This window comes from Paenibacillus sp. FSL H8-0259, from assembly GCF_037963255.1.
GTDB classification, from domain to species: Bacteria; Bacillota; Bacilli; order Paenibacillales; family Paenibacillaceae; genus Paenibacillus_AQ; species Paenibacillus_AQ phytohabitans.
In genome coordinates this window covers 2,015,563-2,037,159 of sequence record NZ_CP150147.1, presented here as the reverse complement: position 1 = coordinate 2,037,159, position 21,597 = coordinate 2,015,563, and the positions used below count along the sequence as shown (strand labels likewise).

Here is a 21,597-nt window from a genome sequence, read left to right as displayed (position 1 = left end):
CATATATTCGAATATTAATCCAGATATTCCTATATAATAAGTCCCCCAATTATACAGGTCAATCCGGTTTGAACGGTTCAAAATAGGTTGACAAAGACGGAATAAATGTTATATATCCCCATTTTATCTACGAAATCAGCTTCGACTCTTCTGCCTGCGCGGCCGCTTTGCGGATGAAGCCCTGTAGCGGCTTTTGCAGCGTAAGACCCAGCAGCAGCGCAAGCACGCCGAACAAGACCAGCAGCAGCGCATCACGGATCGCTACCTCCGGCAGCAGACCGCCTACAGCTTCACGCAGCAGGCTGATCGCATAGGTAAAGGGCATAAACGGATTCAGTACCTGAAAGAAGTGTCCGGTGGTACTAATAGGAAAGGTGCCGCCGGAGCTGGAGAACTGCAGCACCATAAATACGATGGCAATCCCTTTGCCGATACTGCCGAACACCGAGACCAGCGTGAAGACAATCGTCACGAATACCACGCTGATCAGTACGGCAAACAGGACAAACCATACCGGATCAGCAACATAACAGCCTAGCAGGAAGATATTGCCCAGCACTGCCACCAGCGCCTGAAGAATACCGACTGTAAGAAAGGTCAGCAGGCGTCCGAAATAGAGCTGATACCCAAGGTAGCGGATTCCGCCGGTATCTACAGCCGTGCGCAGCAGCGAGATCAGCAGGGTACCGCCTACCCATAGGGACAGCACGACATAAAAAGGCGTCATGGCCGATCCATAGTTGGGAATCGGATATAACGTCTGCTGCTTCAGTACAACCGGATTCGCCAGGAAATCACTCTGGCTCTGGATATCGCCGCCCAGCAGCTGGGCAATCTCCTCCAGATCAACCTCCTCCTTGATATCGCGGAGTGTTGCTGCCGCTTTGCGGACCGATGCCATCAGCGCAGGCAAGTCGCTGCGCACCAGCTCCGCCGCACGTTCCACTCCCTGGTCTGCCCGCGGCAATCCGGCAGTAATGAAATCCGCTGCCTTGCGGAACCTCACCTCCGCCGCAGGCAGTCCGGTTCTGGCAAATTCGGCCGCTTCGTGAATCTGCGCCCCGGCCCCCGGCAGTCCTTCCTTAATACGCGGAAGTACGTTAGTGACCAGATTGCTGAATGCCGCCATCTTCTCTGTCATGCCCCCCGCTGCGTTATGCACCTCTTCGCGGATGGCCGGCAAATCCTGCCGCAGGGCTGCCAGGCCGGATTGTCCATACTGGATGGCGGTCCCCGCCTCCTCCAGTATGGTGTCCAGCGCGGCCAGCCGCTGCGGAATATGCTGCAGCGCTGCCGCAGCATTCCCCGCATCCGCAGTCAGCTGCTGCAGCACCTGCTCCGCTGCGGGCAGAATTCCCGCGTTGTACCGCGGGATGACCCCCTCCAGGGCAGCTCCCGCCTGCCCTGCCGCTAGGCTGAGCTGGTCCAGCTCAGCCTCCGTGGGCTGCGCGCCTGCCTGCGCAGCCTGTGCCAGTGCCGCCGCCTGCGCAGCTGCGGCGGCATAGGGCTTCCGCGCCGCTTCGACGGCGCGGAGATCACTTGCGCCCGCGGTCCCGGGCGCAAGTGTGTTCAGGGCGCCCAGCAGCTGCGCTGTGTGGGCGAGCCCTTCGCTTGCCGCGGCCAGCCGGGCCGAGGCAAGCTGCAGCTGCCGCGCAGCAGAGCGCTGCGCGGGCTCCTGCTGCACCGCACTCTGGTGCAGCGCCTCGCTTGGCTGCGCGGCACCTTGCCGCAGCGCTTCGTTTGGCTGCGCGGCGTCTTGCCGCAGCTGCGCGGTCAACTGCACGGCCGCTTCCCCGGCCTGCTGCAGCAGATACAAGTTCTGCTGCAGGGCCCCGGGGACAGCCGCAAAGGCTGTGCCGTTCCCGGCCAGGAACTGCTGCAGCGCAAGCCCGAAGCTGCTGCCGGCAGCGGTGATCCGGTCAGCCTGCGGCAGAACCTTGGCCGCAGTGTCCACTGCGGCTGCGGCCTCTTCCAACCGGGCCTCTGCCCGGTCCAGCACACCATCCACCTTGCTGAAGTTCGAATCCAGCTCGGATACCAGCAGGGCAGCACGCTCAATCCGGGGCAGCTTCTCCTGCAGCTCCTCCAGATGTCCGGCGGCAGCCGTAATCTGCGGCCAATATTCGTCGATCTGCTCCACGGCTTTTCCCGCCTGCTCTATCTCGGGGAGCCTGGAGGCCAGTCCGGCAATCCGCTCCGCAGAAGAGGAGATCTCCGGCCAATCCTGCTGCAGCTTCAGTACCAGCCTGCCGGCTTGCTCAATCTCCGGCAGCTCCGCCTCCAGCTTGAACAGCCCGGCCTCCACTCTGCGGATAGCGGGCAGCTCGGACTGGAATTCCTCATCTACCCCGCGCAGGGCGGTCAGAACCGTACTGCTGATCGTTTCCGTGAAGTGCTCGGTGATCTGCGTGGTGATCGTGGAAGCACCCTTGGCTGTAATTTTTGGAGCAATCGCATTAATTTTTTCATTAACGGTATATTCAATCTCCGGCTTCTCCAGCTTACCTTCAAGAATTCCGGTCATCCGCTCAGAGAAGTCCGCCGGAATCACAATGCTCGCATAGTAATCCCCCCGCCGCACCCCGTCCACCGCAGCCTCCGCATCTGTAAACCTCCAGCCGAGTGACTTATTGCTCCGCAGGCTTTCCAGTACCTCCGCACCGATATTGAAGCTTGTACCCTGCACGGCCGCACCTTCATCCAGACTGGCTACGGCGATTTTGATCCCGGAGGTGTTGCTGTACGGGTCCCATACGGCCGCCACATTCACCCAGTCATAGACTGAGGGCAGCACAACAAGCGCTGCAATCAGCAGCATGGCCACAGGTATCCTGAACAGCCTCAGCCAATCCCTCTTGTATATTTGCCAGATCTCCTTCAATCCCAGTCACCTCTCAGCCGATAGTTGGATAACTTAATATGCCCCGGATTAAGGCTTTATACGACGATAACTGGCAACGCGATGATGCTGGAGGTAAGCAACCCAATAATTGGATCGGCTCCTGCAGGGAGATCTGAAAATATATTTGCAACATTTTTTGAAAATCAACGTTATTAGGGTATGAACACGTTTGAGAACTATACCGAAGGGTAATTAGGTATATAGACTTACACCGTGTCATATTATGCCAAGGGGGAAATTCCACAATGTTAAAAAACAAAAATGTCTATCTGTTTCCTGTATTGGTCCTGTTGTTCCTCTCCCTCGTGACTACGGCCAGCACGACCATGAAGACCGCAGAAGCCCAGAGTAGCGATCATATCCAGCACTTGACGGTTTACATACACGCACTCGACACCAATAAGGGTCAAACCACCCTTACCGGAGACGAAATCACATGGTACGAAGGCGCAGCGGCCGATGCTATCTTCGCTGAACGTGAGCCTGAAGCCGCAGCCGAAATCGGCGGTGTACCCGACGGTTACTATATCGTGAATGACAGCGATTCGCTGACTTCCTACCCGGTAGCCCCTAATGCTAAAGTAACTATGCAGATCTACGACCACACTGGTAATATTGAGGAACTGGACATTAACTGGAACGAGGCGCTCAGCCTGCAGCAGTTCACTCAGGAATTTGCCAAAACTGATGTTTTCGATCTAAGCCAATCTCCTTACCACATCACCATCCAGAACGGACAGATCGTCTCCATCGTGCAGCAGTATACACCTTAAGTAAGACATATGGGTTCAATAAGCTTTATTGTCTATCACACGCAAGCCGCAGTCTGTTGCCCTAAGCAGCAGCTGCGGTTTTTTTGTGTGCTTTTTAGCCGGCTAGATCAATCAGCGGCCCTAACGATTCTGCGGAAGGGCTGAACAGAAAGCCTGACCTCCAAAAAGCTTCCGCCCCACGGATTCACGAATCGGCTCCGAAGAGTTGAATCGGCAGGGAAGCGGACTGAGAATCCCTTATTCAGCTGATTTTCGCTGTTTTCACCTCCACGCGGACTGGAGATCGCTTATTTTCTCTGGAAACAGAGATTTGGACGATGATTTGGAGCATAACGGAACTGGAGTCCGCTTCAGGCTGAAAATAGCTAGTTTCAAGAAAATAACGGCTCTGGAGTCCGCATAGGGTTTTGGATGCCCATATTCCAACGATTGATGACAACGCAGTAGCAAACATCAGGGGTTTGGGATTCGGGGGTACTTTTCTCTTGTCCCACTCCCCCTTGAAAATCTAACCTTTTCACACATATTCGAACCTATCACTATTTACCGACAAGCCCTTTAAATATAAGCTTATTCATAGGATACCAGCCTTGCTTTAACATTATAGAATCCATAGGAATGGTGATAAAAAGTGACAATTACACCCCAAACGCAGTCTGCGGCCCAGACTCAGGGCAAACCCATGTATCAGGAGTACCGCATGCATCAGGTTTCCATCGCCGATCCGTATATCGTCAACGCCTTTGCCAAAGAAGTAGCGTACCTCACCAGCTTGGAACCTGACCGTCTGCTGGCCGGCTTCCGTGAGAACCGGGGACTCCCGAAGAAGAGCGAGAAGTATCCGGGCTGGGAGAATACCGAAATCCGCGGGCATACGCTGGGCCATTATCTCTCTGCCTTGTCCCAGGCTTATGCCACCACCCAGGATGATGCGCTTGCGCTCAGACTGGAATACTTGCTCAGTGAGCTTGCGTTGTGCCAGCATGAGAGCGGTTACCTGTCAGCGTTCGATGAGCAGTTGTTCGATAATATCGAGAATAAACAGCCTGCCTGGGTGCCTTGGTACACAATGCACAAGATTATCGCCGGACTCACCGCCGCCTACTCTGCCACCGGCAGCGCAACAGCGTATAGCGTAGTGAACAAGCTGGGGGATTGGGTGTACAACCGTACGGCTTCCTGGTCTGACGAAATACAGCAGCGCGTATTATCCGTCGAATATGGCGGGATGAACGACTGCCTTTATGAGCTGTACAAAGTCAGCGGCAACTTTAACCACTTAAGCGCCGCTCATAGCTTTGATGAGCTGACTTTGTTCACTCCAGTCCATGAAGGCAAAGATATCCTCAAAGGCAAACATGCCAATACAACCATTCCGAAGTTCCTCGGGGCGCTGAACCGTTACCGGACCCTTGGGGAGAGTGAGGTCTTTTATCTGGAGGCCACCGGGCAGTTCTGGGATATGGTTGTGCATCATCACAGCTACATTACCGGCGGCAACAGCGAGTGGGAGCATTTCGGCGATCCGGATATGCTGGACCGGGAACGCTCCAATTTCACAGCGGAGACCTGCAACACCTATAATATGCTGAAGCTGACACGAGAGCTGTTCAAAATCACCGGAGACTCCAAATACGCTGAGTTTTACGAGAATACCTACCTGAATGCGATCGTGTCCTCACAGCATCCGCATACCGGGATGACGATGTATTTTCAGCCTATGGCAACGGGTTACTTCAAAGTATACTGCTCACCGTTTGAGCATTTCTGGTGCTGCACCGGAACCGGCATGGAGAGCTTCACCAAGCTGAATGACAGCCTGTATTTCTATGATGCCGCAAGCATTGTGGTCAATCAGTACCTAAGCTCCACCCTCCACTCCAGTGAACACGGGCTGAAGCTGACACAATCGGCCAATTTGCCTTATAGCGATGCTGTACAATTCACAATAAATACCCTGCAGCCTCAGGCCAGCCCCCTTGCGCTCAAGCTGCGCCTGCCGTACTGGCTGGCCGGGGAAGCGGAGCTCCTATTGAACGGGGAACCGGTCAATGTTGTATTCAATGAGAGCGGAACATATGCTGTAGTGGGCAGAGTATGGGAAGACGGCGATACTCTGCAGCTCCGGCTGCCGATGAAGCTTGCTTACTTCAATCTCCCGGATGCCCGGCATGTTGCAGCCTTCAAATACGGGCCGGCAGTGCTCAGCGCCGCACTGGGCCGGAGTGATCTGGCTGTGTCTGCCACAGGTGTGGATGTCAGTGTGCCGACCCGCAATATGCTGGTGAAGGATTTCATCACCACGGTGAACGAGAGTCCGGAGATGTGGCTGGAGAAGTTGGCAGACCGCTGTGTCCGCCTGGAGCAGAATGAACTGGCGTTTGCGCTTCAGGGAACGGATGAAGACAACCGGCTGGTATTTACGCCCCATTATAAGCAGCATAATGAGCGTTACGGCATCTATTGGCGGCTGGTGGAAGCCGATTCGGCGGAGCTGCAGCAGCATATTCTGCAGGGCAAAATCCTGCAGCGTGTGCAGGATGCCACCCTTGACAGTCTGCCTGTCGGCAATGACCAATACGAGCTGGAGCACGGAATTCAAGGGGAGAATACCTCTGTGGCTACATGGGACGGATACAATATCCGCAAGGCGGAGAATGCCGGCTGGTTCAGCTACAGGCTGAAGGTGGCACCACAGAGTGACAACTACCTCTCGGTTACCTATTTCTCCGGCAGCAACGGCAAGGAGCTCGCTATTTATGCGGACGGTGAACTGATCAGCCGCGAAATTCTGCACACCGATCAGGCGCGCAGCTTCTACAACCGGAGTTATCTTATCCCGGCTGAAGTCATCAGCGGCAAGACCGAAGTGGAGGTCAAATTCGTCATTCCGGGGCAGGAAAATGGTATATTCGATCTGCTGCGCATGATGACCGGCTACAGCCGTAGCGCAGGGCTGCGCCAGCTTGCTTTTAGCGAAGGCACGCTCTCGGCTCCCTTCACCAGCGGCGTAACCGCTTATACCCTAACCGTTCCGCAAGCGGCCGGCAGTGTACAGCTGAATGTCACACCAGAGCATAAGAATGCCCTGGTCTATGCGGGCGGAATCCTGATCGAGGATTCGCTCCCTCGCCAGGTTAACCTGACTGAGGAACGCACGACGCTGAACCTCACGGTTAAGGCAGAGGATCATACGACGGAGCAGGAATATGTGATTACAATCGTGAAGGAATAAGTACGCTATATAAGCTGCACTTTAGACAACACACCTGCAGGTTACCGGTCAGTCACAGCGAGGCTGGCGGAATACGTCAATGCCCTGTACTTAATTCGTGACCTGCAGAAGAATAGAGACCTCTTCGGAGGGACTGTAGACATAAATGTTGTACGTTGTGCAACTTGGATTGATGGATAGCCGGGTATCCGGGAGGATTGTTGTAGGAAATACAACAATAATCCTCCTAAACCACCGGGAAAAGCTGAAATCCTGCATTTGATACAACAATTTTGGATTTCGGCCGATAAGACGAGGGAAATGTTGTATTATGTGCAGGATTTTATATAAGTCGGTGCAAGTCAGCTGATCTCTGCCACAGAAAGCGGATGAATCAAGGGCTTCCTGCAACAACAGGCGAACCCGTACCCTCACACATACCCATACACATACCCATACCCATACTCATACTCATACTCATACTCATACTCATACTCATACTCATACTCATACTCATACTCATACTCATACTCATACTCATACCCCTACCCATCCCCATACTCGTACTCATACCCCTACCCATCCCCATACTCCTACCCATACTCGTACCCATACTCGTACCCATACCCAGGGAGGTACTTCTACTCTTTCACACAAACTTCTTGACGCTACGCCGGAGGTTCAAATATTCACAAGGTGAAGGTTAGTTTTATGTTAAAATTTCATGTTCAAGTTTTATGTTAAAGTTTTATGTTAAAGTTTTTTCAGGTTTCATGTTAAAGTTTTATGTTCAGCTTATCTAGCAACGCTCGTATTACGATTCATAACCACAACAAAGAATCCAGCCGCTAACGCGGCTGGATTTCGTTATACATATAATACCACTGCATTTCTCCGATTTTGTAATACGGCTGGAAGCTGCGGGTCAGGTGAGTGTATCCTGCCACATGGCCTTTGTCCGTCTCGAAGGTATACGGCTGCCCTTCTACCGGGTGTATCCAGCCGGACGGGTCGGCGGTGTCACCGATGAACCGGGTCATCTTATCGGCTACCAGCACCAGCGGGCCGTAGTTCAAGGCGGCAATGCCGGGATTCGCGGCATCCGCAGCTCTGAAATAGAGCGGGAACGGCAAGTCGATCTCTACGATGTCTCCATCATTCCACTCCCTGCGGACTGAAGCCCACTCACCGGGCACAACCGCCGTCTCCACCTCTTCCCCGTTGATCTTCAAGCTGTTCAGTCCTGTGGCCCAGGCCGGAACGCGCAGCTTCAGCCCGAACTCCGCCCTTCCCTCCAGACTGATCCGCAGCTTGACCGGCCCCTCCACTTCCGGATACTGCGAATAGTTTTCCACCGTAATATCCATGCCGTCTTTGGCCCACTTCACCCGGGAGGGCAGATACTGCGTTACATACAGGCTATCCTCGCTGTGATAATAGAGCATATTGCTATACTCCGCTACATCCTGCGGGAAGGTGCCTGTGCAGCATTGCCACTCGAAGTTATGTCCGCCCTCCTGCAGTCTCCGGTCCTCTACCGTCTTCACCGCACCATCCAGAAAGTAGTTGGCATAATACATCACTCTTCCGTCCGGCTTCACCGGGAGCTGCGCACCCGTTCCGTTATACAACAGCTTCTCCACCCATTCGCCGTACTTGGCTTCCCCGGTATATTGCAGCAGGTAGCTGCTGAATTTGAACACGGCCCAGGCACAGCAGGAGACCTCGCAGCTGCCCCAGGTGTCATTGCGGGTGACTTCCGTCCCGGCGAAATTGGTATAGGTCAGGCTCGACAACGTAGAGTCCCAGGTGGATTTCAGTGAATCCCCCAGGTAGCCCTCCTTCTCCGTGAACAGGCATTCCGCAGGCCCATAGCCGCCGGTGGCAAAAATATGATGGGCCGTAAGCTCATCGTAAGCGATCTTCATCGCCGACATATAACGTTCATCCCCGGTCACTTCATAGGCGCGCGCTGCACTGGATAGACTATTCACCTGGCTGTAGGCATGACGCGGGCCGATCGCGAAATCCCTGCTGTTCAGCTTATCCCACAAGTAATCATAGTCCCATACCTTGGCGAAGTCCTTGTACTTCTCTTCTCCGGTCAGCTGATACGCACGGTACAGATTCTCCGGCAGCGTGTACCATTCGATCATATGACTGGACCACAGCCCGTGGTCCTGCAGACCGTCCCTGGCAATATCCTGCTTGAAGCGGTTCATCGCAGCTTCCGTCAGCTTCAGCACATAAGGGAGAATCCGCTCATAGCCCAGGTACTCATACAGATCGAGGAAGCCACCAAGCAGCTTCTCATAGACATAAGTATCATTGTCGAATAATTCAGCGGACTGCTCGGCGCAGGCGATCCACTCATCTGCGAGCAGCTCTGCTTTTTCCTGCAGTCTGAAATCCCCGGTCACCCGGTACAGCTTCGCATACGCCCCCAGCTTCTGGCCGAAGGTGCTTGCCCCCGCCCCGTACCAGCCGGCTAAACCGTCAGCCTCCGAGGGCACACCCGCCTTGACCCGGAAAATATGCAGCAGATCCTCATCCGGAATGCCCAGATACATCTCGATGGTCTCATCCTGCTGCTGTTTCCAGTGGCCGGGCTTAAGCGCGACATGGCTGTAGCCGAAGGCCTGCATAGCAGGGGTTATTTTTACCGTACCCGGCTGGTACAGCATGCCTGAGTTTACTGCCGCATTATTATTCGTATCTGTGTTCATCACTCATCCTCCTCTTTAACCTTTGACCGAGCCGATCATGACCCCTTTATCGAAGTACTTCTGGATGAACGGGTACACAATCAGAATCGGCAGGGTAGATACGATGATGACTCCATACTTCACCTGATCCGCATACTGCTGGGCATAACCTCCGGCAGAACCGCCCGCTCCCGCCCCTTGCGAGAATACCTGGTTGGATAGCAGAATATCTCTCAGCACTATCTGCAGCGGCTGCAGGTTATTGCTGCGGATATAGATCAGTCCGGTGAAGAAGTCATTCCAGTGGGCGACCAGATAATACAGTCCGATAACGGACACCACCGCTTTGGAGAGCGGCAGGGCGACCTTCAGGAAGAATTTGAAATGCGTACACCCGTCCATCGAAGCCGCCTCAAACAGCTCCCGCGGGATCGAATTCTCGAAGAACGAGCGGGCAATAATCAGATTATAGACATTCACGCAGAACGGGATAATGAACACCCACATCGTATTCGTCATGTGCATATCCTTCATCAGCAGGTAGGTTGGAATCAGTCCGCCGTTGAAGAACAGTGTGATTACGAACGTCAGCATCAGAAACCGCCGGGCCCGGAACTCCTGTCTGGACAGCACATACGCCGCAGGCAGGGTGAATAGCAGGTTCACGGCCGTCCCGAGCACCGTATAGAGCAGCGTGTTGCTATACCCTGTCCAGATCCGCGAATCCTTGAAGATTTCACTATAGCCGAAGAAGCTTATATTCTTGGGGAAAATCGTCACCTGACCTGTCGACACCAGCGTGGAGTCACTGACAGAGGCGATAATGACGAAATACAGCGGGTACACAATGCTCAAAAAGATGAGCAGGCAGACCAGATATACGACAGCATCGAAGAGGATGTCGGTTTTATTTTTACCTTTACTGTTAGTGATTAGCTGCATGCTGCTCCACTCCTTCCGTAAGCTCTGCTACCACAGGCTGATATCCGAGGACTTGCGGGCAATCATATTCATCGCGTACAGGAACACAAAGTTGATCACGGTATTAAACAACCCGATGGCGGCGGAATAGCTGAACTGGTTGCTGATAATCCCGATTTTGTAGACATAGGTTGCGATGACCTCGGACACCGGAAGGTTCAGGGCATTCTGCATCAGGAACACCTTCTCGAAGCCTGTACTGAGCACATTCCCCATACTGAGCACGAACAGAATAATAATGGTTGGAATCAGCGCCGGAATATCGACATGCTTGATCGTCTGCCAGCGGCTGGCCCCGTCGATTTTGGAGGAATCATAGAGCTGCGGGTCCACAGTAGACAGTGCGGCCAGATAGATGATGCTGTTCCACCCGCAATGCTGCCAGATCTCCGAGAGCACATAGACCGGAACGAACGTCCCCGTCGAGCCCAGCAGGTTGACATCGCCCAATCCGACCGAGCTGAGGATATGTCCGATTACCCCCGAATTCGGGGAGAGCAGTACGTTCAGCAGACCCACCATAACGACGATGGAGATAAAATGCGGCAGATACACGGTCGTCTGAAGTGTTTTTTTGGCGCGCTTCCAGCGCACCTGGTTGATCAGCAGCGCCAGAATGATGGGCGCGGGGAAGCTTAGAATTACAGTGGCGAGACTGATCGCTACCGTGTTTTTCATCAGATCGGCAAACATATAGCTGTCAAAAAACTGCCGGAAATAGAACAGTCCTCTCCACGCGCCCCCGGTGAGCCCTTTGCTGAAATCATAATCGCGGAACGCCAGCTGAATGCCGTACATCGGGATATAGTTGAAGATAAAAATCACGACAATGGCCGGAAAAATCATAATCCACAGCTGATGATCCCGCTTGAAGGTATTCAGTACGGTGGGCTTCTTATGCGCCCTTGGCTGAGCCGGATGCTCATACAGATTCTTCGATATCATCAGAACCACCCCTTCCATCAAGGAGCCGGAACAAGCAGTCTCAGCCAGATTGTCCGCTGACGCTTCTTCCGGTCCCGGATTCTCTTATAGCACTTACGGTGCTTATCTGCGCTTACTGATTCTTTTTGTAATCGTCATAATATTTCTGGATGATCTCAATATTCTTGTCCACACCGGTCTTCCCGATATTCTTCACATAGTCATCCCACTCGGCATCAATGCCGCCCTTGGTAATCCATTGCGACCATTTCGACAGGGCGAGTGACATCATACCGGTGTTATTCAAGCTCATCGTGTTGTTATCCGCCGCGCTGTACTTGATGAACATGCTCGGCAGCACATCCGTATCCTTATTGATCCCGTCCAGCGCTGCTTTGAGCGGCTCTGTCTGGCTGCCGACAGACTGCATATCCGTACCCAGCGTCAGCTTAAGGGAATCGGCAATATACATAGCTCCGTTATCCGCCCAGGAGGAGGTCCATTTCCAGGTACCAGGGTCCATCGCGGCATCCGCAGGAGGCAGAATACTGTAGCTGCCGTCTCCGTTGTCACCGATATTCGTTCCGAGGGAGCCGAATAGCACCTGCATACTTACAGTAGGATCATACAATTCATTGATGAACTTCATGGCCGCTTCCTTGTGTTTGGATTGGGCGGACATCTGTACTGCATTCACCCCATAGTTCAGGGAGTTGTAATCATAGCTCCAGGAAATCTTGCTGGTTGAATCAGCCGATACTTTGAGCGGGGACATCGAGGCATACTGCGGAGCCAGCGTATTACCGACTCTGTCCGTGACCTCCCAGCCCCAGGTGAAGCCGACGGCTGCTGTCTCACCGTTGCCGCGGGCAACGGACTGGTATTTGGTATAGTCCTGGGTGAACACTTCAGGATTGATCAGTCCGGCGCTGAAGCATTTGTTCAGGAACGCGACCAGTGTTTTGTAGCGCTCATCCGTGAAGAAGTTCTTCACCTTGCCGTCTTCGACGAAATAACCCAGTCCGCTGTTATCCGTCAGCGTGATCCCTTCGCTGCCCATCAGCACGGTCGGCATAAAGGCTCCGAACGCCACAGTTCCTGTAGGGGCAAAATCCATCGGAATTTCGTCATTCTTATCGCCGTTTCCGTTGGCATCCTCATCCTTGAATGCTTTCAGCACATCGAACAGCTCATCCCAGTTCGTAGGCATCTGCAGGCCGAGATTGTCGAGCCACTTCTGGTTAATGAACTGGCGTGTTGTGGTTTCCGGCCAGAATCTCTGGTATTTGGGCAGGCCGTAGATTTTGCCGTCCAGCTGTGTGGCAATCACCTTGGTCTCCGGTTTGGCATCGAACATCGCCTGCACGTTAGGGCCGTAATCCTTGATCAGTCCGGTCATATCCTCGAAGAGGCCCGGGAACTGCGAGAAGTCGGCATCCGTAATGGAATTCACGCCTACAATCAGGTCAGGAATATCGCCGCTGGCAAGCAGTGTGCCCTTCTTCTGATCCCAGTCCGCCGTTACCTCCTGCCACTCAATTTCAACGCCGGCGCGTTCCTCGGCCTCCTGCAGCCATTGCATTTTGGAGAATTCCTGGGTCAGCGGATGTTTGGTCATAATTGCTGTAAGCTTCACCTTCTTGCCCGTATCTCCGCCACCGGCAGCATCTGTATTTGTATTTGTATTTGTATTGTTGCCGCCGGAGCATCCCGATAACGCCGCCGCACCGAGCATAAGCGCGAGCATACCCGTTAGTAACTTCTTCATTTTGTATCCTCCCTTTTTCTGTCCGCCTCTATGGTCAAGCAAGATATATTTCAACATTTGTTAAAATTAACCGAAACCGCTTCTGTTTTTCCGGATTTTTCCTCACACATTTCTGATCCAATTTGTTTCCGGCTTTTTGCCCGCACAAAAATGTATACGCTTACATAAGACTCTAAAAAAATATGCCCTCGCCATTTGTAGCGCAAATGCCATATTTCACAAGCTTTTTGCCTCATCTCCTTTATTTGAATATGGGTTAAGTTTGTCTGTTTGTCTTATCTACAGCTTACCCTTATTTCAAATTCGGATAAATAGTTTAATGTTCGAATATGTGTAAAAAGGTTAGTCATTACCTAAACTTTTTATTTGGGAAGCGCTTTACTTCATGCCGGGATTAAGGAATAATAAAGGTTAGAAGAAGTGTACTAAAGTCAGAAAAAAGGGGACATGCAAATGACTGCCTTCGAGCTGATTGTGGATAAACCAGTGAATCTGGAGATTACCGGCAAGTTTGTCGCCCCCTCTGCAGAATGGGTCCATCTGAGCAGAATTTTGCAGGATTATGAGCTTATCGTTATGACCGAAGGGGTGCTCTACCTGGCCGGTGACAACCAGCAATTCGTGGTCTCCAAAGGAGAGTATCTGCTCCTCCCCCCGCTCACCAAGCAATACGGGTACAAGTCCTCTGAATGCAGTTTCTACTGGCTGCACTTTCATTCCACAAGCGGGATTCAGGTTACCGATCTCTCCCCGCGCACCTATGACAAGGAAGATAACCGGATTCTATTGCCCCAGTACGGAACCCTCCGGAGCCTGGAGAAAATCATCGTAATGATGAAGCAGCTGCAGGATTCGGTGCGGGGCTACAATCAGACTACACTCAACAACTACATGGCTACTGTGATTCTATGCGAGCTGTACAACCAGACCTGCAATGCCGATGCTGACCCGCTCAAGAAGACGAAGCAGGAGCAGCTCTATAACGATATTGTGGACTACATCAAGTGGAGCCGCAGTGAACACATCAAGGTATCGCAAATCGCCGCCTACTTCGGCTACAATGAGAAATATCTCTCCCATCTGTTCACCGTGATCTCCGGGATCTCCCTGAAGCAATATATTCTGCAGCAGAAGATGGAGCTGGCGAAATTCCTGCTGGCCGACACCAACCAGAATGTCAGTGAAGTCTCGCTGCAGCTCGGCTATAAGGATTGCCATAATTTCATGAAATCGTTCAAAAAGATCGTCGGCCTCACCCCCACCGACTTCCGCAACGCTTATGCCAAACGTCTGCTGTTCTACGAATGAATTAAGAAAGCTCATCATACTAATTCCTCCGCGGCTTCCCAGGGGCTACTCATTCCCCCGAGAACAGGCTGTGGAGATTTTTTTTGTGCATGATGAACTTTTAGAACCTCTGCGGACTCTTATCTATGAAAGAGGTGAGAACATGAATGTAAGCCGTCTTGTGAGACAAGCCCAGCGGGGTAACAAAGAAGCCTTATTACAATTAATTTTAGCTGAACAGGACGCTTATTACAGGCTTGCCTACAGCTATATGGGCAATGAGCACGATGCCATGGATGTCATGGAAGATATGATTGTTACGCTTTACGAGAAGCTGGAGCAGTTGAACAATAGGGAGGCCTTCTACAGCTGGAGCAAAACGATACTCGTGAACCGCTGCAAGACCGTCCTCCGCAAGCAGGAGCGTTATCTTCCTCTGGACGGTGAAGACGACCTGGAGCCTTCACTTGCCGCATGGACTGCAGATAACCCCTACCGCTATACGGAGTCTGAGCTGGACATGTCGGCGCTGCTTGCTCACCTGAACCCGCGGCAGCGGGAAGCGATTGAACTCCGCTATGTTCATGATCTTCCCTATCAGACAATTGCCGAGATGACCGATTCACCGGTCGGTACAATCAAGTCAAGAATCTCGCAGGGCATACAGAAACTAAAAGCCATGATCGGAGGTGACCGTTATGAGAACGATCGAGGAGAGATTACAGGAGCATCAGCAGACCATGACCCCATCAGAACTTGAGGGCAGACTTCGAACAGCGCTTGAGCGTGTTCCTGTGAAGACAAGAACCCGGAGTAGAGTGAGAACCTGGGTTGCCTCAGCAGCTGCAGCCTTTATTCTGACGGTGGGCATCTATCAATATCCTGCATTTGCTTATTACGGCGGGAAGCTGTTTAGTAAAAGCGAACTGGATACCATGGCCTTCACTGAATTGGCGGATCACGGATACGGTCAAAGCGTCCATAAAAGCAAAACGTTAGATGACGGAACGGTTATTACCATTAACGGGGTAATTGCGGACGACAACGCCCTGACGATGTATTACAGCATTGATCCGGCTTCAGGCAGTGTATATACTGGCAACTTCCCTGCCGGCAACTATTCTCTCCGTTACGGAGTAGATAAACTGGAAGGGTTCCTGACGGATTCAGATCCCCTGGGGGGGAGCGGCGGCAGCAGCAAAGACGGTACCCGTTTCGAGGGAGTATACAAATTTGAGCCGGCCAGCCCCTTCTCCAGAACATTGACCGTTACATTCAGCGAGTGGCTGGAGAATGGAACAGTGGCACACTATCCTGTCTCCTTCAAATTTGAAGCGAACCAAGCCATGAAAAGCCTGCTCACAGCGGATATATCCCAAGCTGTTCCGGTTGATCAGGGAACTGTCCACTATGATTCTATTACAGCTTCTCCGACCTCAACCCTTGTGAAGGGGCATTATGAACTGGAAGATGGGGAGACTCCGAGATTCTCGGCTGTAACCAAGCTCTATGTGAATGGGATTGAAGTGAATTACTGGTCCATGCGTTCGGCACGTTCCGGCAAAACGGGACTCACGGATTTTGAAATCGAATACGATGTGCTCCCGACAGACAAGCTGCAAAGCGTTGAACTGGTACTCGATAATTTCACCGGATATGAGCAAATAGAACAGCCTGTCTCCCTGGCCGCACCCTCTGACCGCTCCATTCTGCTTGGCGAGGAGAAGCTCTGGATCCGCAGTGTTACCCGGACCGGTACCGGCTATGATATCGTGATCGCCGGGAAGCAGTTCACCTTCCTCGACACAGAGACTTTAGCTGTTCAAGCCGGAGGAACCACAGTTCCCGTTGCTTCTATATCCCAGTCCCGTCCGTGGGACTTGAAGAACGGCAACATCCTGTGGGAACGGACCTATTCGTTCAATACGGAGGATGCGCCGCAGTTCCTGCTGCTGGATGGATACCACTACATTAAGACTTATAACAAGACCATTACAGTTCCTATAGATGGCAAGAAACATTAGAAATACACTATTGTCTCCGAAGTGCCGCGCCGGGCAGCAGGAGTGGAGTGAGCTTCCTATGTTCGGTGTTCGGTGTTCGGTGTTCAATCCACAATTCGCGGCACAGAGCTTCACCTAGGCATAAATGTTGTACGTTTTACAACTTGGCCCCCTGTATATCCGGATGTTTGGGAGGAATGTTGTACGAAATACAAGAATTATCCGGCTAAACCGTCTGGCGGAGAAGAAATGCTGTATTTCATACAACAATCTTGGATTAGGGCCAATATCCTGAGGAAAATGTTGTATTTTGTGCAGGATCTCGCATGAATTCAATAGACCACTCAGAGCACTCACACAAACGTCAGGTTATCAAGAATATCTTAAGAGTAGCTACTCTCACCGATAGTTGTATTCCGTACACTTAAAAGACGGCCCCTAAGCAAATTCGGCCTCTTAATTGTATTCTGTACAACTAAAAGTATAGAAAAGTGCTCCTATGCGGCACAAAGGTCAATATAGTTGCAGAGAATACAACTATAATACTTACCGCGCAATAACTGGTGACTTTAGTTGTACTAAATACAGTTATAACCCATCAACTAAAAGCAAGACGCAAAAAATCCCGCTCCCCTATCAGGGTTGCGGGATTTTTTTGTCTACATAAGCTGAATTTAAGTTCACTCTATATAGCAGAAACTTTCTGCATCCGCAGGCCAGTCATCTGCCATTGCGGCTCCGGGACGGGAACCGGTCCGTTACTTCCCGCCGTCCTTCACCGGCACGCCGAAATCCGGCGTGCCGTCTTCATTCCAATGCAGGCGCTGGGCCCGGGTGTGGCGGTTCGGATCGTACAGCGGGTCTCCGGTAATCTCCTTATAGTTGCGGGCATGGTAGATCAGCACATCCTCACCGTTCTCATCCACTGTGAAGCTGTTATGCCCTGGGCCGTATTGCCCATTCTCCTCACTGGTCTTGAAGACCGGCTCAGGATGTTTGGTCCAGGAGGCCGCGTCCAGCAGATCGCTGTCCTCATCCGCCGTGAGCAGGCCCATGCAGTAATTGTAGTCAGTGGCGCTCGCGGAGAAGCTCATGAAGATCTTGCCGTTGCGCTTCAGCACTGCTGCGCCTTCATTCACCCGGAAGCCAATAATCTCCCACGGATACTCCGGCGTGGCGATCATGGTCTGCGGACCTGTTAACGTCCAGCCGTTCGCCATGGCCGAGATATACAGGTTGGAATTCCCCTCGATATCGGGGTCTTTTTGCGCCCATACATAGTACCGCACTCCCTTGTGCTCGAACGATGTGGCATCCAGGGCGAAGGATTCCCAGGCAGTCTTCATCTGGCCTTTCTCTACCCATTCCCCTTCCAGCGGGTTCGCCGAAGCATTCTCCAGCACGAACATGCGGTGGTCGAACAGCCCTTCCTTCGTTTCGGTGGTCCGGGCGGCAGCGAAATAAATATACCATTTGCCGTCAATGTAATGAATTTCGGGAGCCCAGATATTGGCACTGAGCGGACCACTCTCATATTTGCGCCAGGCTACGACTGGTACCGCTTCTCTCAGCCCTTCAATTGTTGCAGCTCTGCGTACTTCAATCCGGTCATACTCCGGTACGGAAGCCGTGAAATAGTAATAGCCGTCTGTATGTTTGTACACCCAAGGGTCCGCCCTCTGCTCTACAAGCGGATTACTGTACTCTCTATTTGTGCTCATCATGGTTTCTCCTTTAATCTGATCTTTTTATCTAAGAATTCATCTAAGAACATTACAGGCAAGCCTTACCCTTTCACCGCTCCTGCGGTCATCCCGTCGATGAAATACTTTTGGAAGGCCAGGAATAAGGCCAGAATGGGAAGAATGGAGAAAAAAGAGCCGACAATAAGTAAATCATAATTGTTGCCATATGGAGTCAGGAGTGTCTTGAGTCCGATAGGCAGGGTATATTTGTGCTCACTGCTAAGCACCATGAACGGCCAGAGGAAGTTGTTCCAGCTGTTCATACCGTTCAGGATCGCCATTGCGGCGAATGAAGGCTTCATAATAGGCAGAATCAGGCGCAAATAAATCCCGTATTCACTGGCCCCGTCCACTCTGCCGGCAGCAATGATTTCCTTCGGAATTCCGCTTAAATATTGTCTGAAGAAGAAGATCGTCGCTGCACCGGCTATCCCCGGCAGAATAATTGCAGAGTAGCTGTTCATCAGCCCCATATTATTGGTCAAGGTATACAGAGGCAGCAGCAGAATCTCAAATGGAACCATCATGATAAGAAGCACACATATAAAAAGGAAGTTCTTCCCTCTGAATTCATATGCCGAGAAACCATAAGCCACTGTGGCACTTACCAGCAAGGTCAACGTTACCTGCACCAGCGTAAGCACCACCGAATTGAAGAACCATGTAAAGTAGGCATGATCGCCTGTAAACAGGTACACGAAGTTATCGAAATTCATTACCGAAAGGTCGAACTTCAGATTCAGCCCATATCGGATCAAATCTTCACCAGGCTTAAAGGAGGCAATCGTTACTGCATAGAACGGTATCAGGATCAGGATGCATACTACCGTAAAGAAGGCAAAGAGGACGATTTTGATTGCAGTTTCTTTTTTCATCTTAATCCTCCTTCTTAAACATGCCGCTAAAGGCCAGTTGTGTCAGGTTGATCACCATGGTAATCAAGAGCAGCACAATACCCACCGCAGCCGCATATCCAAGATTGTTCTTTTCAATTCCCTGGCGGTACAGATACCCGACAATGGTAAGGCCTATATTCTTCGGGGAATTATTGCCGTTCCATAACATCATGCTCTCAATAAACATGGCCAGACCGGCGTAAATACTGATCGTCAGTACATATATGGTTGTAGGCTTCAATAAAGGCATGGTGATTCTTGTGAATTTCTGAAAAGCTGACGCTCCGTCAATCGATGCCGCTTCATAATAATCATCCGGAATGTTCTTCAGGCCGGACAGAAAATACAGCATATTGACCCCCATCCATCTCCAGCTGGCCAAGGCGACCAGGGCGATAAATCCCGTGACCTGCCCCTTCAGAAATTTAACCGGCTCTACACCGAATACGCCCAGAAGGCTGTTGATCAATGAGCCCTCCATTTCACCGAACATTAATCTGAAGATCGTACCGGCTACAACCACCGAGGTCAGTGCCGGAAAGAAGAAGGAGGATTTGAAGAATTCCCGTCCCCACATAAATTTATTGTTGATCAGGACCGCGAACAGCATTGGAAAAGGAATGAGAATAAGCAGTGTCAGGATCATATATACGCCGCTGTTGCGGACGGCCTTGAAGAAGATCGTGTCGCTCATCAGCTTAGTATAATTATCGATTCCTACCCACTGCGCCTCCTGGCCTAGTGTTACCTTTTGAAAACTCATACCGAACGAGCTAAGCAGGGGATATACCCAAAAAATGAGGAACACCAGCACAAAGGGCAGCACGAACACGTAAGGAGCGACCTTTTGCGAGTACAGAAAGTTTTTAAACATTGCTCTACTCCTTTCATGGTGGAACTTGGATAGTGCTTTAGTTCAAGTGGAAACGGCTTTGCTGTCCTCATAAGGACGGTATCGTTTCAGCGAGAAATAGAAGGATAAATTAAGGTGTGAAACATATAAATTCTTATATTTTTAAATAGAGCTACTCTGCCCGCAGAGTAGCTCTCCCAGTTTAACTATCCGGTTATTTCAACTCTTGTTCAATTTGTGCCTGTGCGTCATCGAGCGCCTTCTGTACATCCTTGCCGTCCTCGAAGATTTCATTTAGGGTAACTGTGCAAAGAACATTATTGATGGTCGGTGAAGCCGATGTGGATTTGATCAGCTGGATTTCGTCTTTAATTTCATTTAATACATCGAACGGGTTGTTGACAAAATACTTCACAAACTGATTCTCAGGATTATGAGTCACGTCTTTCATATCCCATACGCTCATGTTGATCGGGTCAAAGCCGAGAGTGTTCCAGATTTCGATATTGGCATCCAGGGAAAGCTTCGCATAAGCAATGAAGTCTTTAGCCAGCTGCACATCTTTGGCTGTTTTGGTTACGACAGTACCGGTTCCGCCGCCGCCATACGATCTTGGCATTCCTTTCTCAAACACCGGAAGCGGAGCAATGGCAATCTTGCCCTGCAAGTCCGCCATGTAGTTCGTGTATCTCGACATTTGCCATAGCGGCATGAAGGCTGCTGCATAGTTACCGGAGTTGTATTCACCATAAGCTTCTTCTGTATCCGGCTGCCCTCCGGCGATGGTGGAGATTACATTGTTGTCCTGCAGATCCTTGAGCATAGTAAGGGCTTTCACCAGCTCCGGTGAATTCACCTTTGGATTGCCGGCTTCATCAGTGAGGTCAGAGCCTTGCTGTGCCAAAAGGAGCGATTCTTGCCAGATAGCGCTTGTGTCAGCGGTACCCATGTATTTGCCGGTTTTTTCGTACACTTGCATGCCGGCTTTCTTGAAATCATCCCAGGTTACGATCGTCTTGTAATCGACTCCTGCCTGTTCGAGAATTTCTGTGTTATAAAAGGCAACGGTTGCCCCTACGTGAGTAGACAGGCCGTAGATATTACCTTCTTTGCTGTACAAATCCAGCTGGGATTGCACAACTGTACCCTTGAAAGGCTCAGCTACATCATTAAGCGGTTCCAGCTGTGGTGTTCCGGCCAGGAAGTCAGGAAATTTACCCAATTCAATATCGGCAATATCCGGTGCGCCTACGCCCGTCTGCACGGCAATCGATAACTTGTTGTGCATATCGTCATAAGGCATTACTGTAACATTCAGCTTGATCTGACGATCAGGATTGGCCGCATTCCATTTCTCTAGCATTTTCTCAAAATGCTGGCCGTGTAATTCAACGAATGTCCAGTAGGAGAGTTCAGTCGCACTCTCGCCGGCACCGGCATTAAGTACCGAACTTTCTCCGCCCTCTTCCTTCGATGACCCTCCACAACCCGCCAGGAATACTACCATAGCCACTACCATTAATGCGAGAAACCCCTTCTTCTTCAT

14 protein-coding genes are annotated in these 21,597 nt (G+C 51.5%); 5 read left to right on the top strand and 9 right to left on the bottom strand.

From position 1 onward, the window contains the following. Nucleotides 1-127 precede the first annotated feature (127 nt). Complete coding sequence (locus NSU01_RS08720; protein ID WP_076242547.1) at nt 128-2,881, bottom strand: YhgE/Pip domain-containing protein; 2,754 nt, start codon at nt 2,879-2,881, stop codon at nt 128-130. Nucleotides 2,882-3,147: 266 nt separating this feature from the next. Here NSU01_RS08720 and NSU01_RS08715 point away from each other — a divergent pair, with 266 nt between their 5' ends. Together NSU01_RS08715 and NSU01_RS08710 are read left to right on the top strand one after the other, a co-directional pair. Then, a complete protein-coding gene (locus NSU01_RS08715) occupies nt 3,148-3,675 on the top strand; it encodes a hypothetical protein (protein WP_042134849.1) in 528 nt (175 codons plus the stop codon). Between the two features lie 631 nt (nt 3,676-4,306). Then, nucleotides 4,307-6,910, top strand: a complete 2,604-nt coding sequence (locus tag NSU01_RS08710; protein ID WP_305954180.1) for a beta-L-arabinofuranosidase domain-containing protein — start codon at nt 4,307-4,309, stop codon at nt 6,908-6,910. Nucleotides 6,911-7,737: 827 nt separating this feature from the next. On the opposite strand, the gene NSU01_RS08705 is transcribed toward NSU01_RS08710, so the two are convergent. The 4 genes from NSU01_RS08705 to NSU01_RS08690 all read right to left on the bottom strand — a co-directional run bounded on the left by NSU01_RS08705 (nt 7,738) and on the right by NSU01_RS08690 (nt 13,267). Continuing rightward, on the bottom strand, nt 7,738-9,615 hold the full coding sequence (locus NSU01_RS08705) for a beta-L-arabinofuranosidase domain-containing protein (RefSeq protein WP_076242546.1): 1,878 nt from the start codon (nt 9,613-9,615) through the stop codon (nt 7,738-7,740). A gap of 15 nt (nt 9,616-9,630) precedes the next feature. Beyond that, nucleotides 9,631-10,536 (bottom strand): carbohydrate ABC transporter permease, encoded by a 906-nt coding sequence (locus NSU01_RS08700; RefSeq protein ID WP_042134844.1) that lies wholly within the window; start codon nt 10,534-10,536, stop codon nt 9,631-9,633. Between the two features lie 27 nt (nt 10,537-10,563). Beyond that, nucleotides 10,564-11,520, bottom strand: a complete 957-nt coding sequence (locus tag NSU01_RS08695; RefSeq protein WP_042134843.1) for an ABC transporter permease subunit — start codon at nt 11,518-11,520, stop codon at nt 10,564-10,566. 112 nt (nt 11,521-11,632) lie between these two features. Continuing rightward, complete coding sequence (locus NSU01_RS08690) at nt 11,633-13,267, bottom strand: extracellular solute-binding protein (protein WP_076242545.1); 1,635 nt, start codon at nt 13,265-13,267, stop codon at nt 11,633-11,635. Nucleotides 13,268-13,720: 453 nt separating this feature from the next. Between NSU01_RS08690 and NSU01_RS08685 the strand changes: the two genes are divergently transcribed. The 3 genes from NSU01_RS08685 to NSU01_RS08675 all read left to right on the top strand — a co-directional run bounded on the left by NSU01_RS08685 (nt 13,721) and on the right by NSU01_RS08675 (nt 16,578). Beyond that, complete coding sequence (locus tag NSU01_RS08685; RefSeq protein ID WP_076242544.1) at nt 13,721-14,575, top strand: helix-turn-helix domain-containing protein; 855 nt, start codon at nt 13,721-13,723, stop codon at nt 14,573-14,575. A 142-nt stretch (nt 14,576-14,717) separates the two neighbouring features. After that, the gene (locus NSU01_RS08680) at nt 14,718-15,314 is read left to right on the top strand and encodes a sigma-70 family RNA polymerase sigma factor (protein WP_076242543.1); all 597 of its coding nucleotides are present in this window, start codon (nt 14,718-14,720) and stop codon (nt 15,312-15,314) included. Further along, nucleotides 15,253-16,578 (top strand): DUF4179 domain-containing protein, encoded by a 1,326-nt coding sequence (locus NSU01_RS08675; protein WP_076242542.1) that lies wholly within the window; start codon nt 15,253-15,255, stop codon nt 16,576-16,578. Before NSU01_RS08680 ends, NSU01_RS08675 begins: the two co-directional genes overlap by 62 nt. A 737-nt stretch (nt 16,579-17,315) precedes the next feature. Here the strand turns inward: NSU01_RS08675 and NSU01_RS08670 are convergent. The 4 genes from NSU01_RS08670 to NSU01_RS08655 all read right to left on the bottom strand — a co-directional run bounded on the left by NSU01_RS08670 (nt 17,316) and on the right by NSU01_RS08655 (nt 21,597). Further along, entirely contained in the window at nt 17,316-18,278 is a 963-nt protein-coding gene (locus tag NSU01_RS08670) for a family 43 glycosylhydrolase (RefSeq protein ID WP_042134833.1), read from the bottom strand. A gap of 65 nt (nt 18,279-18,343) precedes the next feature. Continuing rightward, nucleotides 18,344-19,177, bottom strand: coding sequence for a carbohydrate ABC transporter permease (locus NSU01_RS08665; protein WP_042134832.1), 834 nt, complete (start codon nt 19,175-19,177; stop codon nt 18,344-18,346). Nucleotide 19,178: 1 nt separating this feature from the next. Then, nucleotides 19,179-20,072: a sugar ABC transporter permease gene (locus tag NSU01_RS08660; RefSeq protein WP_039310521.1), complete on the bottom strand. Its 894-nt coding sequence runs from the start codon at nt 20,070-20,072 to the stop codon at nt 19,179-19,181. 193 nt (nt 20,073-20,265) lie between these two features. Then, nucleotides 20,266-21,597 carry an extracellular solute-binding protein gene (locus NSU01_RS08655; protein WP_042134829.1) on the bottom strand — a complete coding sequence of 444 codons (1,332 nt, stop codon included), beginning with the start codon at nt 21,595-21,597 and terminating at the stop codon, nt 20,266-20,268.